Raw genomic sequence first — 15,071 nt, 5'->3', positions numbered from 1 at the left:
TCAAATAAGTGAATGGAATGAAAAAAAACATAACTCAGTGTTATATATTTACTTTATTCTTACCGACGCGGCATCGACTGAAATTTACTTGCCATAGTGACTCTGGTAGTATAACAAGAACAAATAACAGCCGCAGCTAAAAAGCCATTTAAGTCGCTTAGGAAAAAGATTGAAAATGATAGAGCTCTTTGACGTAGACTATAATTTGCTGCCAGATAACAGATCGAAAGAACTATTCTCTTTAAGAAAAAAAACGTTTAAAGACCGTTTAGACTGGCTCGTTAATTGCGAAAATAACATGGAATTTGACGAATACGACAACCGTCACGCCACCTATATTTTCGGCACCTACCAAGATCACGTCATTTGCAGCTTGCGATTTATCGAAACGAAATACCCAAACATGATCAGCGATGGCGTATTCGACAATTACTTTAACGATATAAAACTCCCCGAAGGGAATTACGTTGAAGCCAGCAGATTATTTATAGACAAGGCGCGCATTCAAGCACTTCAACTCCATCAAGCGCCAATTAGCACCATGCTTTTCCTGTCGATGATAAACTATGCAAGAAGCTGCGGCTACGAAGGCATATACGCCATTATCAGTCACCCGATGCGCATTATTTTCCAACGCTCCGGCTGGCATATCTCGGTGGTAAAAACCGGATGCTCCGAAAAGAATAAAAATATTTATCTGATCTATCTGCCGATAGACGATGCCAACCGGAACAGATTGCTGGCGCGCATCAACCAACACGCCACAAAGTGGGATAACCCGTTGGATTCCTGGCCATTATCCTTCCGAGTCAGCGAGAAGCGGCCGGATGAGCTGCAGCTCCACACCTAACCTGATGGCATGTTTGGCATTGGTGACGCCAAGCTTTTTGACGGCGTTGCCGATGTGATATTTTACGGTGGTGAGTTTTATTCCCAGGATAAGGGCAATTTCTTGATAGGATTTACCTAAGCTCGCCCAGTAGATGATCTCATTTTCACGCTTGGAGAAAAACTCCCGCTGGTTCATTTTTTCAAAGTCAGCAGGCGTGCTCATTTCCTGGTAGAGCGCCGTCATTTTTCCGTGCATGGTAATCAGCAGCATTTGAATTTCGGCCTTATTATTGTCAATCTGCTGTTCAACATCCGCATCACAATGCTTATCCAACATAATGGATAACACCACCAGATTATGATGATGATCGTGCAAGACGAAAGTATACCCATTAATAATATTGTAGTTCTTGGCCATATCAAAAATCTTTGGCAATTTTAATCCTGCGCCAATTTCCAAATCTTTATCCCAGGTAAACGGGGTGATTCTATGCGATGCGGTAATCAAAACGGGATCAATAAACTGATAGTTATTTTTGATATAAAACTCGAACCACTCCGTTCTATTGGAAATGATTGAAAAGCTAGTCGGATTTCTTTTATTCATTATAGCATAGGCATATTTTATATTATTGTATTTGCTCAGCCCGCTTTCCAACTCTTCTTTTATAGAGGCATTAATGGTTTCATTATTGAAAAAAAAGTTAGACACTCACCAATCCTCTTCAAGAAATAACATCACTATAAAACTGAGAAGAGTATAACCCGGTTGCGCCGCCAAGTAAATTAAACCGACAGGCATAATAGGAAGCGTTAATAATCAACAGGTGTTTTAAAGAGTCAATTAAAATAATTTCGGAGGGGAAATTAATTTAATCGAGAAATAAGCGCGTCGCTGAAGAAGGGGCGGCAGAGGGCATTATCCGGCAAAGAAACACAAAGAAAACAAAATCATAACAACTCGGCATCATGACATGCATCTGACAAAAGCGTTCTGTCACGTTGAAGATGAGAGGGGGCCAGACAGGCAGGCGAAAACGCCCCGCATCCGATGATGAAGGGAAAAAGCCATTGACAGTGAAGATTTGGATATACAATAATAACCAAAATTTTCCCTGGTGTTGGCCAAGTGGCTACCTGATCCTTTATAGGATCAGTTTTTTTTTGTAGCGCTGTATTTTATCGTTATGCAATAACGATAAGAACTTTCAGCGATAAATGATAGTTGTACTAAAGTACAGTCTCATCCGCCCACATCGCCTCGCCATCTCGCCGTCACAGGCTCTATCCTCTCCCGAGAGTTCTCAGAAGCGCGCGCTGACGCCGACGTTATACATAAACTGCTCGCCGCTGCTCAGGCCGCCGGTTTGCGAGACGGTGGCGAAGGCCGACACTCTGTCCGTCAACGGCATGTTGGCCCCCAGCGTGACATCCACCCAGTTTTTGTCCTGACCCGCACTGTCGCGAGTAAATGAGGTTTGCGTCGATTTCAGGCCGCCGCCGGCGCGGTAGACGTCATCGCCGAACTGATGCTGATAACTCACTTCCGCATAGGGGTTAAACACGCCGAATTGCGTATCCAACCGCCAGCCCAACGCGCCGATCTGCGAATGGTAGGTTTGATCGTTGAAGCGCATGGCGGTGCTGTCATCACCGTCTTCGCTGTAGCCGGACACTTGGCTGTAATCCCAGGCGAACTGCGCCACCGGCCCGGTGGTGAGATAAGCAGCGATAGGGAAGTCATAGCCGGCGGTCACGCGCGCGCCCCACTGCTTGCCGGAGGTCGAACCGGTTTCGGTGCGCGTCAGCGGCCCCAACCGCATGCTGCGGCGGATGTCGTCATAATCCATCGTCGCATAGTGCAGATCGGCATTGACCCACCCCTGCTCGAATATGGCCAGCGAACTGAAGGCCGACAGCAGCACCCCACGCGCCTTGTAGTCATAGCGGCTGGAAGGATGCTGAGCGTCGTTGGAACCGGCGATCAACGCACCGATCAACCAGCTGTCGGTCAGTTGATAGTCCACGCCGACGGTCAGGTTGTGGGTGGTGGCGTTGCCATCCCCCGCCGCCCGGTTATCGGCATAGTCATAGTGCTGGCCTGCGTAGCCGCCGAACACGCCCAGCGAGCCCTGCGGATTGTCGCCGTTGCGCAGCTGCTGGAAACGGCTATCGAGCGTGGCGCGGCTGTCACGCGCCATCGCTGCCGTCGCCTGATTCAGCGCCACCACCTGCGCCGGGCCATCCAACACCGCCTGGATATAATCCGCAATCAGCAGGTGCGCCTGCGGGCTGGGGTGGAAATGGTCGGAGAACAGATAGGACTGGCCGGCGTCGAAGCCGGGCATGTCGGAACGGCAAACCGCCGAGGAAACGCCCGCCGGACAAGCCATGCCGGCCGTGTTGGCGAAGCCGAACTGCGCCGGATTGGCGATCGCTTCTGCGAACAGCTTGTTCACGTCCACCCGCACGATATTGCCGCCCCCCTGCGCCAGCAAACGGTCTTCGCTTTGATTATAGAAATCGGTCAGCTGAGCGGCCTGCGCGCTCAGGCTGTCATATGCCGCCACAAGCTGGGCGGCGATCGCCTGCTGCACCTGAGGGATCGCGCTGCCCTGCTTCGCCGCGGCGGCCAACGCCGCGTGGATCGCCTGCGTGCGCGAAGCGTTGTCCGGGGTAGCCACCGAATTGAGCGTGGCATAGGCCGCCTGAATCGCCGCCCCCTGTACCGGCGGCAGCGCCTGCTGAATGATCAGTTCCATCAGCTGCGGCGTGGAGCCGATGTTCGGCACCGTCGGCACGATCACCGTGCCGGCGCCGGCGTTCAGCAGCGAATGCACCTGCGCGGCGGCGGCCGCGGCGCTGTTATAGGCCACGCCGGGCGCGGTAGCGGCGTTCAGCGCCGCCGCCGCCAAATCGTTACCGCCGATCCAGTGAATATACAAACCGTCGCCATCGGCCTGGCCGTTAACCCGATTCAGGTAGCGCTGCACCTGATCCTGAGTGTTGTCGACCGGGTTCAGGCCCGGCACCGCCACGGCGCCGCCGGCGGCGTAGTTTTCACCGCCGTTGTCCGAGGCCACCAGCGCCGCGCCGATGCGTTGCGCCAACGCTTCGTCGTACAGCAGGTGCTGACTGCCGTCATAGGTGAACCGGCCGTTGTTGCCGGTATCACTCAGGCTGTCGCCAAAGACGTAGAGTTGGTCATACGCCTGAACCGGAAGGGTCACACTGCAAAGTAACGCCACTGCAAGCGCCGCCGGGCGGGGCATGCATGTTATTTTTAGAGGCATGAATCGACTCCTGAGAGCCTGCAAATGAAGGCAATGTCGTTTTTATCGTTGGCCGGTTTTCCACCGGCCATGTAGTAACTATTGTCGGCTTTTTCGTCACGTCAAGCGGGGCTGCGGACAAAACAATCAGAGGCTTGCCAAGTTCACCGCTTCGAGCGATGATTACTGTTCATAAACACAGCATAAGGACATTCAGGATGGCAGACGAACGTTGCGGTTGGGTGACGGCCGATCCGTTGTATCTCGAGTATCACGACAAGGAATGGGGCACGCCCACCACCGACGCGCGCGAGCTGTTTGAAATGCTGTGTCTGGAGGGACAACAGGCCGGTCTTTCCTGGATCACCGTGCTGAAAAAGCGCGAGAACTACCGCCGCGCCTTCCATGATTTCGATCCGCAGCGGGTCGCCGCCATGACCGAACAAGACGTGGAAAGGCTGCTGCAAGACAGCGGCATCATCCGTCACCGCGGCAAGATAGAAGCCATCATCACCAACGCCAAAGCCTATCTGGCGATGGAGGCGGCCGGCGAGAATTTCGTCACCTTCATATGGGACTTCGTCGGCGGCAGGCCGCAGCTCAACCGCTGGCAAGCGCTGAACCAGGTTCCGGCCAAAACCGAGCAGTCCGACGCCATGTCCAAGGCGTTGAAAAAGCGCGGCTTCAAGTTTATCGGCTCCACCATCTGTTACGCCTTCATGCAGGCCAGCGGGCTGGTGAACGATCATCTCACGGGGTGCATGTGCTACCCAAAGCCACGGTGATCCGCCCCTGTGGCCCGGCGGATATCGACCGGCTGATGGCGCTCTGGCTGCCCAGCACCATCGCCGCCCATCCGTTCGTGGCGGAAAAATACTGGCGTGAAAGCGCCGCACTGGTGCGGGAAAATTACCTGCCGCGCGCGCAGAGCTGGGCCTGCTGGCATGAAAACGAGATCGTCGGCTTTATCAGCGTGCTGGACGAACAGTTCATCGGCGCGCTGTTTGTCGATCGGGCGTATCACGGCCGCGGCGTAGCCCGGGCGCTGATGACGCACGTGCAGCAGCGCTACCGCCGGCTCAGCCTGGAGGTTTATCAGCAAAACCTGCGCGCCTGCGCGTTTTACCACAAGCACGGTTTTCAGGTGACGCAGCGCCTGTTTAACGACGAAACCCAGGCCTATACGCTGATCATGAACTGGCCGGCAATCGAGAATTCAACCGGTTACGGTTAAAAAAGGCGCATTCGCGCCCTGGCGGCGCGCAATTAGGAATCCGCTGCATGGCGCCGCCCGGCGTTTTGTCGCATAACTCCCCCAGCACTTACCCGCGCTCATCATTTGTCACGTTTTTCTCCGGAACTGCCGGCGAGCCAACGCGTCATAGTAGCGCGGTGATGCGGGCCCCACCTGCGTCGCCTACTTTTTTGCGCCCCCGTGTTGGGCCGGCGCGTACAGATATTGATGCCATTAAGGACAAGAACATGAAAAAACGCATTGCAATTATTGCCGGCGCAGTGAGCGTCGCGCTCACGCTGTCGGCCTGTACCACCAACCCTTACACCGGCGAATCCGAAGTCGGCAAGTCCGGCATCGGCGCGGGCCTCGGGGCCGCACTGGGCGCCGGCGTCGGCGTACTGTCCTCTTCCAAGAAAGATCGCGGCAAGGGCGCGCTGATCGGCGCGGCGGCCGGTGCGGCGCTCGGCGGCGGCGCTGGCTATTACATGGACGTGCAGGAAGCCAAACTGCGCGACAAGATGAAAGGCACCGGCGTCAGCGTCACCCGTCAGGGCGACAACATCGTGCTGAACATGCCGAACAACGTGACCTTCGACAGCAGCAGCGCCACGCTGAAACCGGCGGGCGCCAATACCCTGACCGGCGTCGCCATGGTGCTGAAAGAGTATCCGAAAACCGCAGTCAACGTCATCGGCTACACCGACAGCACCGGTTCCCGTTCGCTCAACATGAACCTGTCGCAGCAGCGCGCCGATGGCGTAGCCAGCGCGCTGATCACCCAGGGCGTGGCGGCGAACCGTATCCGCACCGCCGGTGCCGGCCCGGACAACCCGATCGCGTCCAACAGCACCGCGGAAGGCAAGGCGCAAAACCGCCGCGTCGAGATCACCCTCAGCCCGCTGCAATAATCCCGCGCGGGGCGCCACCGGCGCCCCGCCGCTTCCCTGCGATTTTCTCCTTATCCTTCAACATTCCCGCCCGCACGCCGGGTATGGTAGTCTCCTTGGCAATTAACCGCAGGAGGGATCGGCTGTGAGCACTGTCAAGGCAACGCGCGCCTCAGGACGCGCCACCATCAGCGATGTAGCGAGCATCGCCAAAACCGGCAAGACCAGCGTGTCACGCTATCTGAATGGTGAACAGCACCTGCTTTCCGACGATCTCAAACAGCGCATCGAACAGGCGATCCAGCAGCTCGACTACCGCCCAAGCCAGATGGCGCGCAGCCTGAAGGGCGGCCAAACACGCCTGATCGGCCTGATCCTCGCCGATATCACCAACCCCTATTCGGTGGACGTGATGCGCGGCATCGAGGCCGCCTGCCGCCAACACGGCTTTACCCTGCTGGTGTGCAACACCAACAACGAAGTCAATCAGGAACAGCACTACCTGCAGCTGCTCAGCAGTTACCGGGTGGAAGGCATCGTGGTCAACGCGGTCGGCATGCGCGAGGAAGCGTTATCCACGCTGCAACAGTCGATGCTGCCGATGGTGCTGATCGACCGCAAAATCCCCGACTTCGCCTGCGACGTAGTGGGCCTGAACAACCGCGAAGCCGCCACCGTCGCCACCGAGCACCTGCTGCAACAAGGCTTCGAAGCGATCCTGTTCCTCAGCGAACCGCTCGGTACGGTCAATACCCGCCTGGAACGCCTGCACGCCTTCAGGCATACCATGGCGCAGCACCCTGCGCTGCTGGCGGAGCAGGCCGAAACGCCGCTCAACGATCGGCAAAAACTGGAACAGGTGCTGAGCGATTTCAGCGGCCGTCATCGCGGCATGCGCAAGGCGGTGATCTCCGCCAACGGCGCCCTGACGCTGCAGGTGGCGCGCGCCATGCGCCGGCTCGGCATCCAGTGGGGCAACGACATCGGCCTGCTGGGCTTCGACGAGCTGGAGTGGGCGGAACTGGCGGGCGTCGGCATCACCACGCTGAAACAACCCACCTACCAAATGGGGCACGCGGCGCTGGAGCGGCTGGTGCAGCGTATTCAGGGTCTGGCCGCCCCCAGCGGCGAGCAGATGTTCTCCGGCGAGCTGATCGTCCGCGGCTCCACCACCCGCTAACCCGCCTTCTCCGGGGCCTTAACCGCCCCGCCTTCATCGGCTGTTTTTTGCTCAGCTTCGTGATTGCGATCATATTTTTACACTCTGTCGCTTTCTACTGGAACCGGTTCCATTTAACGTACCGGTAACAGCAGCGGCGGCGACAATGCCGCCTCAGGAGTCAAAATGAAAACAGAAATCATCGTGGTCACCGGCGCCTACGGCGCCGATACCGTCAAACAACAGGGCGGCCAGCGCGCGCTGTTGCCCATCATCGCCGGCGCGGGCGCCGACGGGGTGGAGATCCGCCGCGAACTGTTCGCCGCCGGCGAACTGGACAGCCTGCCTGCGCTGTCCCAGGAGATAGAACGCCAGCAGCTGTTCGCCGTCTATTCCGCCCCTGAGGCGCTGTTCACTCCGCAACATACGCTGAATCCCAACCTGCCGGCGCTGCTGGCGGAAGCGCAGGCGCTGAACGCGCGCCAGCTGAAGCTCTCCCTCGGCCATTTCCGCCCCGGCTTCGATTTTACCGAGCTGAAAGTGGCGCTGGAGCAACATCCGGTCAAACTGGTGGTCGAGAACGACCAAACGCCGGACTGCGGCATTTTGTCGATGCTGAACGCCTTTTTCCATGCAGCGGAAGATAGCCACCTGCCGGTCAGCATGACCTTCGATATGGCCAACTGGCTGTGGGTGGGGCAAGACGCCTTCGCCGCCGCCGAGCGCCTGGCCCGCCACGTCGGTTACGTGCACGTCAAGGCCGCCACGCAAGGTCCGCGCGGCTGGCGCGCCATTGCGCTGGACGATACCGACGGCAGCTGGCGCGATCTGCTGGCCCGCCTGCCGCACGATGCGCCGCGCGGCATCGAATTCCCGTTGCAGGGTGATGACCTGGAAGCCGTCACCCGCCATTACGTCAATATTTTGCGTGCGGAGTAACCCCATGATGACAACGTTAACGGCAACGACGGCGCAGCAGGCGCCCCTGGATGTGGTCACTCTGGGTGAAGCCATGGCGATGTTCGTGGCGGCGCAGACCGGCGATTTGGCGGAGGTGGAAACCTTCACCAAACGCATCGCCGGCGCCGAACTGAACGTGGCGATCGGCCTGGCCCGTCTGGGCATGAACGTCGGCTGGGTCAGCCGCGTCGGCAACGACTCGTTTGGCCGCTTCACCCTGCAGCAGCTGAAAAAAGAAGGCATCAACTACCGGCAGGTGACGGTCGACGGCCACTATCCGACCGGTTTTCAGGTGAAATCCAAGACTACCGATGGTACCGATCCCAGCGTGGAATATTTCCGTAAAGGCTCGGCGGCCAGCCGCCTGTCAGTCGCCGATTTCAACCGCGAGTATTTCGGTTCCGCGCGCCACCTGCACCTGAGCGGCGTGGCGGCGGCGCTGTCCGGCGAATCGCTGGCGCTGTGCCACCATGCGGCGCGCGAGATGCGCGCCATGGGCAAAACCATTTCGTTCGATCCCAATCTGCGCCCGGTGCTGTGGCCCAGTCGCGAGGTGATGATCGAGCAGCTGAACCAGCTGGCGTTCGCCGCCGACTGGGTGCTGCCGGGGTTGAAAGAGGGACAGATCCTCACCGGCCAGTCGACGCCGGAAGGCATCGCCGATTTCTATCTGGAGCGCGGCGTGCAGGCGGTGATCATCAAAACCGGCCCGGACGGCGCCTGGTTTAAAACCGCCGCCGGCGATAAAGCGGCGGTGGCCGCGGTCAAGGTCGACAACGTGGTGGATACCGTAGGGGCGGGTGACGGCTTTGCCGTCGGCACCCTCAGCGCCCTGCTGGAAGGCAAAACGCTGGTACAGGCGGTGCAACGCGGCAACAAAATCGGCTCGCTGGCGATCCAGGCCATCGGCGACAGCGAAGGCCTGCCGACCCGCGCGGCGCTGGCCGAATAACAATAAAAAAACGACTTCTCCGCATGACGTCAGCCTCTAGCCCTACAACCGGGACGCGTCGGGAGAGCATCTGCCCCTTCGTCTTTCATGCCCAACGGGCTGGGCGAAAGGGATGCAACACCACTGAAGGATACTGAACATGAACAAAGCGACTGTCGCGGCCAAACGCTGGTGGTACATCATGCCCATCGTGTTTATCACCTACAGCCTGGCCTATCTCGATCGCGCCAACTTCAGCTTCGCCTCCGCCGCCGGCATCAATGAGGATCTCGGCATCACCAAGGGCATGGCCTCGCTGCTGGGCGCGCTGTTTTTCCTCGGTTATTTCTTCTTCCAAATTCCCGGCGCCATCTACGCCGAGCGCCGCAGCGTCAAAAAACTGATCTTCTGGTGCCTGATCCTGTGGGGTGGCTGCGCCTCGCTGACCGGCGTGGTGAGCAATATCCCGATGCTGGCCGCCATCCGCTTTATCCTCGGCGTGGTGGAAGCGGCGGTGATGCCGGCAATGCTGATCTACATCAGCAACTGGTTCACCAAATCGGAGCGTTCACGCGCCAATACCTTCCTGATCCTCGGCAACCCGGTGACGGTGCTGTGGATGTCGGTGGTGTCCGGTTACCTGATCCACGCCTTCGGCTGGCGCGAAATGTTCATCATCGAGGGCATTCCGGCGGTCATCTGGGCGTTCTGCTGGTGGGTGCTGGCGAAAGACAAACCGGCGCAGGCCGGCTGGTTGAGCGCCGATGAGAAACAGGCGCTGCAACAGCAGCTGGACGAAGAACAGAAAGGCATCAAGGCCGTGCGCAACTACGGCGAAGCCTTCCGTTCGCGCAACGTGATCCTGCTGTGCGTGCAGTACTTCGCCTGGAGCATCGGCGTATACGGCTTCGTGCTGTGGCTGCCTTCCATCCTGCGCAGCGGCATGCAGATGGGCATGGTGGAAGCGGGCTGGCTGTCGGCGGTGCCTTACCTGGCGGCGACCATCGCCATGATCGTGGTCTCCTGGGCGTCGGACAAAATGCAAAACCGCAAGCTGTTTGTCTGGCCGCTGCTGCTGATCGGCGCGCTGGCGTTCTTCGGCTCTTACGCCGTCGGCACCAACCATTTCTGGATCTCTTACGGCCTGCTGGTAGTCGCCGGCGCCGCGATGTACGCCCCTTATGGGCCGTTCTTCGCCATCATTCCGGAAATGCTGCCGAAAAACGTCGCCGGCGGCGCCATGGCGCTGATCAACAGCATGGGCGCGCTGGGTTCGTTCTTCGGTTCCTGGTTCGTCGGTTACCTGAACGGCGCCACCGGCAGCCCGGCGGCTTCCTACATGTTTATGGCCATCGCACTGGTGGTGGCGGTGGTGTTGACGCTGATCGTCAAGCCCGCCCGCAACGAGATCCAGCCGCAGATGGCTTGATCCGGTTATACTTTTTCTCTGTCAATCAACCCGAGGGGGCGCCAGGCCCCCTTTGGCCCAGCTGGAGTTCGTGATGAAACCTTCTATCGTATTGTACAAAAGCCTGCCCGCCGACCTGCGTGAACGTCTGGAACAACACTTCACCGTACACGCGTTCAACGGCCTGCAGCCGGAGAACCGCGAGGAACTGCGCCAGGCGTTGCAGCAGGCCGAAGGGATCATCGGTTCCGGCGGCAAAATTGACGAAGCCTTCCTGCAGCAGGCGCCCAAACTGCGCGCGGCCTCGACCGTTTCCGTCGGCTACGACAACTTCGACGTCGAGGCGCTCAACGCCCATAACGTGCTGTTGATGCACACCCCGACGGTGCTGACCGAAACCGTCGCCGACACCATCATGAGTCTGGTGCTGGCGACGGCGCGCCGGGTGGTGGAAGTGGCGGAACGGGTCAAGGCCGGCGAATGGCGCGGCAGCATCGGGCCGGACTGGTTCGGCGTCGACGTGCACCACAAAACCATCGGCATCCTCGGCATGGGCCGCATCGGCCTGGCGCTGGCGCAGCGCGCGCACTTCGGCTTCGGCATGCCGGTGCTGTACAACGCCCGCCGCACGCACGAAGAGGCGGAGCAACGCTTCAACGCCCGTCGCTGCGACCTGGATACCCTGCTGGCCGAGTCGGATTTCGTTTGCATCACGCTGCCGCTGACCGAACAAACTTTCCATCTGATCGGCCGCGATCAGCTGGCGAAGATGAAGAAAAGCGGCATTCTGATCAACGCCGGCCGCGGGCCGGTGGTGGATGAGCAGGCGCTGATCGAAGCGCTGCAAAACGGCGTGATCCACGCCGCGGGGTTGGATGTGTTCGAGAAGGAACCGCTGCCGGCCGACTCGCCGCTGCTCAGCATGCCGAACGTAGTGGCGTTGCCGCACATCGGCTCCGCCACCCATGAAACGCGCTACGGCATGGCCGCCTGCGCGGTGGATAACTTGATCGCGGCATTGACCGGCACGGTGAAAGAAAACTGCGTCAACCCGCAGCTGTTGCAGAAATAACTCAGCGCGGCCGGCGATCTGCGGATCGCCGGCCTCGCCGCTTTTTGCGGCTGTCGACGGAGTATTTTCACTCCGTCAACCTCACGGGCTTCCCCCTTATCTTGCTGACGACAAATTTGCCCACGTCGTCATTGGCGATCAGCATGACCAGCAGCAGCATCACCAACACCGCCAGTTTCATATGGCTGTAGGCTATCGACGGGTCAAAAGCCTCCAGCAACAGCGTAATGCAGGGTGAAACATTCACAATAATGTTGGTGGTCAAGGCGCTGGTGAGTTCAATACCCTTTTGCAGCATCCATAGCGGCAATATATTCCCTAATATGACGATGATCGGCAGGTACATCCAGAAGCTGGATTGCGTCGTTGCCAATACGCCTTCGCTCGGCAACATCAGCGCGCAAACGCCAATGAGCAAGGGAAATCTGAACGACTGAATATTGACGGCGTTAAACGCTTGTTTGGACAATGATTTTGCAATATAGGTGCCGACAGCCATACAGGTTGAGGTGACGAGACACACTAAGCCAAGCGCCAGAACAAATAGGGTGTTTGAATCGAAGGGGTTAAAACGCTGCCCTTTCACGGCCAATATCATCAGCACGGCGACAATAAAAGCCAGCATCACGGCTATAACGATGTTTTTTACACCCACCGAATTTCGGTTATAAATCTCAATGAAAACAGAAATGATCGGGCTCAGTCCAAAAAGCATGGCCACCAGAATGGAGGGCTCCGTCCATTTCAACCCAACGAAAAGCCCAACCCAAGCTCCCAGCGTAGAGATATTCAATAATAGAATTAACTTCCAGGCGTTGAGGCAAGCTCGCAGCTTGACGGGGAAAAACAGCACGGAGATCACAAAGAAACCGAGCCAGGTCAAGGTGAAAGTCCAAAACAATAATACGAACAGATCGATGCTCTGCAACAAACCTGAGAGAAAAACATCTATGGCCGCACCCAGGATGCAATATCCAAGAATGTACGTTGGGCCGGACGCCTTGATTTTACTGTTCATAGACTTCAAACATGCCCTTACTTTCAAGGCCAACGATATATTGATAGTCGGCATTGAGCTGATCGGCGCAACGGTGGCTTAACGCAATCCAGCCCGGAGAGCTGTAAACGTCCGTCGTGAGTTTTATTTCCTGATCAACATCCGGCAGATTTGATTTCTTGTAGGATGGCAAACCGGCGATGGTATCGACATGCTTAACAGCCTTGATAGTGCCAGCGCTAAAAGATATCAGCTCTTTAATTTTTAAATAGTTTAACGGTTTATATTCCTCTGCGACCGCTTCCAGGAATGCCTCGGTTGAACACACGCTCAGTACCAGTTCGTCAATCTGCGTGCGCTTCAACGCCAGGGATGACAACGCCGGAAAACCCGCGCCGTGCGGTCTGGCCCCGGTTTCAATTAGCGTCCAACCGTCTTTGGTTAAAAACAGTTCCGAGTGCGCTGCGCCAAACGTGATCCCTAAAGCATCCAGACAGCTAAAGATGTAATCTTTGAGCTGAGCGTGATTCTGCGCATCGAAGGAGGTCAGTTCGGTGAACTCACAGATGGAATCGGCCCCGTTGTAACTGCCCTTGCCCATCTTCCATATCGCACAGATCTTGTGACGGCCTTGATAACTGACAGTATCGACGACGTACTCTTCCCCCTCAATAAAAGGCTGCAGAATAATGACTTCATTTTTTAAATTGAGCTGATTGCTTTTTTTGAACAAATCACCCGAATGAGCTTCAACTTCTTCAACCGTTTTGCAAACAAAAACGGAGTCCGTGCCTGCGCTGTCAACGGGTTTTAGCACCAGCTTCCGGTATTTTTTAAACAGCTCGGTCGCATATTGCGTGGCGTCTTTAAGGGTAGTTAACCGGTGCGTGGGGATATGATTGATCGCGCTATTTTTCAGGCACTCCTGCATCAGGTATTTATTCCTGCGAGAACGGCTCGTGCCGGTATCGTTACCGGGCAGGTCCAGAAGCTCAGCCAGATGATCTGCGAGTTCAATGCCTGTTTCACAGCCTGCAATCACCGCGATAACATCATACTCTTGCAATTGATTGAGGATCTCATCCCCCGTGTATTGCAAACTGATAAAGAAATCATCCCCTCTGTAGCTATTCAGCAGCTTCGCCGGGATATCTTCTCGACTTTGAATGTGCGCGCACCCGTATCCTTTTTTATTGAATTCCGGTGCCACATCATTTCCGGATGAGTAGGCGTCAACGAGGATGACGATTTTTTTCGTGTCTTTGATGTCCATGCAGCGGGTTACTCCGTACTATAATCAGGGCCGAATATTAACGTTCGATTGTCTTGGCGTCGAATTTACGCTCGACGCCCTTTTACTTTATGAAGGGAACGTGTCAGCAAATTTGTGAGAAGTCGGTGCGTTCAATACTTTTAGCCAGGCTTGTCATTTCGCGATATTTATCAGATTTATCACCACCCGGCTGATAGATTCTATACCGCCAATAACGCCAAAGAGATGTCAGGATGGCGGCGTATTCCGTATAGGTTTTCAACACCTTAATTTCGCGCGCTTCAAGCATTCTTATAGAATTATAACCCGCGATGATATGCTTCGCTTTTTCCGGCGACAGCGTCCCATTGATGCCGCAGGTGCCGACAATCGCCATGGCGATATCGAAAACGGAGTGATAAATACAGGTCAACTCAAAATCTATCATGCCGACGAACTGCTCGCCTTCAAACAGCATATTGTCGTAGAAAAGATCGGAGTGGATGACAGAGGTAGGCAAGCCGCTGATGCGTTCTACGGCAAGATGCCTGAGTCTGTCTTTGGCCCAGCGCTCATAATCCTGATCGATATTGGCATCGAGGGCATCCATGAACTTTTTCTGCTCATAGAAGACTGAGTCTGTTAAGAAATTAGGGACGGGGATCGTATGCAGTTTCGCCATGGCAACGCCGAGCTGCCTGAGCATATGTTCGTTGAAATCCCGGCGGACGGCGCCATCCATATAGGTTCTTAATAGAGAGTGCTTGCCCCTTAATATAATTGAATAGCTTTCTTGCCCTTTGGGTTTGACCAGCAAGGAGGTCTCATAATCATGTGCTTCCAGCCATACCAGCGTCTTCGCCATGATCTCAACATCATCACGGCTTTGCTCTTCAATAATGCTGAAAACACAGCGGCCGATATCCGTTTCGAGGCAGTAATTGGTATTGCCAGATCCCATCCCCAAGAAGGCGCTGCTTTTTACCGTCAGCCCATAAAGAGATTCTATGCGGTGAACTTCATCACTATTCAACGTTGAGCCTGTTTGCATTTCTAATTCCATAT

General features: G+C 56.4%; 14 protein-coding genes. 9 read left to right on the top strand and 5 right to left on the bottom strand.

Features of this window, described 5'->3' with window-relative positions; all coding sequences use genetic code 11:
- Positions 1 to 175 precede the first annotated feature (175 nt).
- Positions 176 to 850: an acyl-homoserine-lactone synthase gene (locus ACJ8M3_RS19860; protein WP_042783396.1), complete on the top strand. Its 675-nt coding sequence runs from the start codon at positions 176 to 178 to the stop codon at positions 848 to 850.
- Here ACJ8M3_RS19860 and ACJ8M3_RS19855 read toward each other — a convergent pair.
- Together ACJ8M3_RS19855 and ACJ8M3_RS19850 are read right to left on the bottom strand one after the other, a co-directional pair.
- Positions 797 to 1,543 (bottom strand): helix-turn-helix transcriptional regulator, encoded by a 747-nt coding sequence (locus tag ACJ8M3_RS19855; RefSeq protein WP_033652310.1) that lies wholly within the window; start codon positions 1,541 to 1,543, stop codon positions 797 to 799. The genes ACJ8M3_RS19860 and ACJ8M3_RS19855 overlap by 54 nt on opposite strands.
- A gap of 592 nt (positions 1,544 to 2,135) precedes the next feature.
- On the bottom strand, positions 2,136 to 4,124 hold the full coding sequence (locus ACJ8M3_RS19850) for an autotransporter domain-containing esterase (protein ID WP_046687999.1): 1,989 nt from the start codon (positions 4,122 to 4,124) through the stop codon (positions 2,136 to 2,138).
- Between the two features lie 197 nt (positions 4,125 to 4,321).
- Between ACJ8M3_RS19850 and ACJ8M3_RS19845 the strand changes: the two genes are divergently transcribed.
- From ACJ8M3_RS19845 to ghrB, 8 genes are all read left to right on the top strand, one after another.
- Positions 4,322 to 4,888, top strand: coding sequence for a DNA-3-methyladenine glycosylase I (locus ACJ8M3_RS19845; RefSeq protein ID WP_042783395.1), 567 nt, complete (start codon positions 4,322 to 4,324; stop codon positions 4,886 to 4,888).
- Positions 4,885 to 5,337: an N-acetyltransferase gene (locus ACJ8M3_RS19840; RefSeq protein WP_033645128.1), complete on the top strand. Its 453-nt coding sequence runs from the start codon at positions 4,885 to 4,887 to the stop codon at positions 5,335 to 5,337. The genes ACJ8M3_RS19845 and ACJ8M3_RS19840 overlap by 4 nt, the downstream gene beginning before the upstream one ends.
- Before the next feature lie 248 nt (positions 5,338 to 5,585).
- Positions 5,586 to 6,248: an OmpA family lipoprotein gene (locus tag ACJ8M3_RS19835; protein ID WP_033645129.1), complete on the top strand. Its 663-nt coding sequence runs from the start codon at positions 5,586 to 5,588 to the stop codon at positions 6,246 to 6,248.
- Between the two features lie 124 nt (positions 6,249 to 6,372).
- The gene (locus ACJ8M3_RS19830; RefSeq protein WP_004933951.1) at positions 6,373 to 7,407 is read left to right on the top strand and encodes a LacI family DNA-binding transcriptional regulator; all 1,035 of its coding nucleotides are present in this window, start codon (positions 6,373 to 6,375) and stop codon (positions 7,405 to 7,407) included.
- A gap of 165 nt (positions 7,408 to 7,572) precedes the next feature.
- Positions 7,573 to 8,325: a sugar phosphate isomerase/epimerase family protein gene (locus ACJ8M3_RS19825; RefSeq protein WP_060660112.1), complete on the top strand. Its 753-nt coding sequence runs from the start codon at positions 7,573 to 7,575 to the stop codon at positions 8,323 to 8,325.
- A 7-nt stretch (positions 8,326 to 8,332) separates the two neighbouring features.
- Entirely contained in the window at positions 8,333 to 9,298 is a 966-nt protein-coding gene (locus ACJ8M3_RS19820; RefSeq protein ID WP_046688560.1) for a sugar kinase, read from the top strand.
- A gap of 139 nt (positions 9,299 to 9,437) precedes the next feature.
- On the top strand, positions 9,438 to 10,706 hold the full coding sequence (locus tag ACJ8M3_RS19815; protein ID WP_033645131.1) for an MFS transporter: 1,269 nt from the start codon (positions 9,438 to 9,440) through the stop codon (positions 10,704 to 10,706).
- A gap of 73 nt (positions 10,707 to 10,779) precedes the next feature.
- Complete coding sequence (gene ghrB / locus ACJ8M3_RS19810; protein WP_033645132.1) at positions 10,780 to 11,757, top strand: glyoxylate/hydroxypyruvate reductase GhrB; 978 nt, start codon at positions 10,780 to 10,782, stop codon at positions 11,755 to 11,757.
- 67 nt (positions 11,758 to 11,824) lie between these two features.
- On the opposite strand, the gene ACJ8M3_RS19805 is transcribed toward ghrB, so the two are convergent.
- From ACJ8M3_RS19805 to ACJ8M3_RS19795, 3 genes are all read right to left on the bottom strand, one after another.
- Positions 11,825 to 12,775: a hypothetical protein gene (locus ACJ8M3_RS19805; protein ID WP_060660113.1), complete on the bottom strand. Its 951-nt coding sequence runs from the start codon at positions 12,773 to 12,775 to the stop codon at positions 11,825 to 11,827.
- A complete protein-coding gene (locus ACJ8M3_RS19800) occupies positions 12,765 to 14,027 on the bottom strand; it encodes an ATP-grasp domain-containing protein (RefSeq protein WP_060660114.1) in 1,263 nt (420 codons plus the stop codon). Before ACJ8M3_RS19800 ends, ACJ8M3_RS19805 begins: the two co-directional genes overlap by 11 nt.
- A gap of 103 nt (positions 14,028 to 14,130) precedes the next feature.
- The gene (locus ACJ8M3_RS19795) at positions 14,131 to 15,069 is read right to left on the bottom strand and encodes a phosphotransferase (RefSeq protein WP_080273428.1); all 939 of its coding nucleotides are present in this window, start codon (positions 15,067 to 15,069) and stop codon (positions 14,131 to 14,133) included.
- Positions 15,070 to 15,071: the final 2 nt, after the last annotated feature.

The organism is Serratia sp. CY55921, from assembly GCF_052167655.1.
In the GTDB taxonomy this organism is placed as follows: domain Bacteria; phylum Pseudomonadota; class Gammaproteobacteria; order Enterobacterales; family Enterobacteriaceae; genus Serratia; species Serratia ureilytica.
This window is presented reverse-complemented; position numbering and strand designations above follow the sequence as displayed.

What these genes read in the sequence shown, in the direction of transcription:
- ACJ8M3_RS19820 (WP_046688560.1), top strand. Translation starts at nt 8,333, where the DNA reads ATGACAACGTTAACGGCAACGACGGCGCAGCAGGCGCCCCTGGATGTG.
- ACJ8M3_RS19850 (WP_046687999.1), bottom strand. Translation starts at nt 4,124, where the DNA reads ATGCCTCTAAAAATAACATGCATGCCCCGCCCGGCGGCGCTTGCAGTG.
- ACJ8M3_RS19805 (WP_060660113.1), bottom strand. Translation starts at nt 12,775, where the DNA reads ATGAACAGTAAAATCAAGGCGTCCGGCCCAACGTACATTCTTGGATAT.
- ACJ8M3_RS19825 (WP_060660112.1), top strand. Translation starts at nt 7,573, where the DNA reads ATGAAAACAGAAATCATCGTGGTCACCGGCGCCTACGGCGCCGATACC.
- ACJ8M3_RS19815 (WP_033645131.1), top strand. Translation starts at nt 9,438, where the DNA reads ATGAACAAAGCGACTGTCGCGGCCAAACGCTGGTGGTACATCATGCCC.
- ACJ8M3_RS19845 (WP_042783395.1), top strand. Translation starts at nt 4,322, where the DNA reads ATGGCAGACGAACGTTGCGGTTGGGTGACGGCCGATCCGTTGTATCTC.
- ACJ8M3_RS19800 (WP_060660114.1), bottom strand. Translation starts at nt 14,027, where the DNA reads ATGGACATCAAAGACACGAAAAAAATCGTCATCCTCGTTGACGCCTAC.
- ghrB (WP_033645132.1), top strand. Translation starts at nt 10,780, where the DNA reads ATGAAACCTTCTATCGTATTGTACAAAAGCCTGCCCGCCGACCTGCGT.
- ACJ8M3_RS19860 (WP_042783396.1), top strand. Translation starts at nt 176, where the DNA reads ATGATAGAGCTCTTTGACGTAGACTATAATTTGCTGCCAGATAACAGA.
- ACJ8M3_RS19835 (WP_033645129.1), top strand. Translation starts at nt 5,586, where the DNA reads ATGAAAAAACGCATTGCAATTATTGCCGGCGCAGTGAGCGTCGCGCTC.
- ACJ8M3_RS19795 (WP_080273428.1), bottom strand. Translation starts at nt 15,069, where the DNA reads ATGGAATTAGAAATGCAAACAGGCTCAACGTTGAATAGTGATGAAGTT.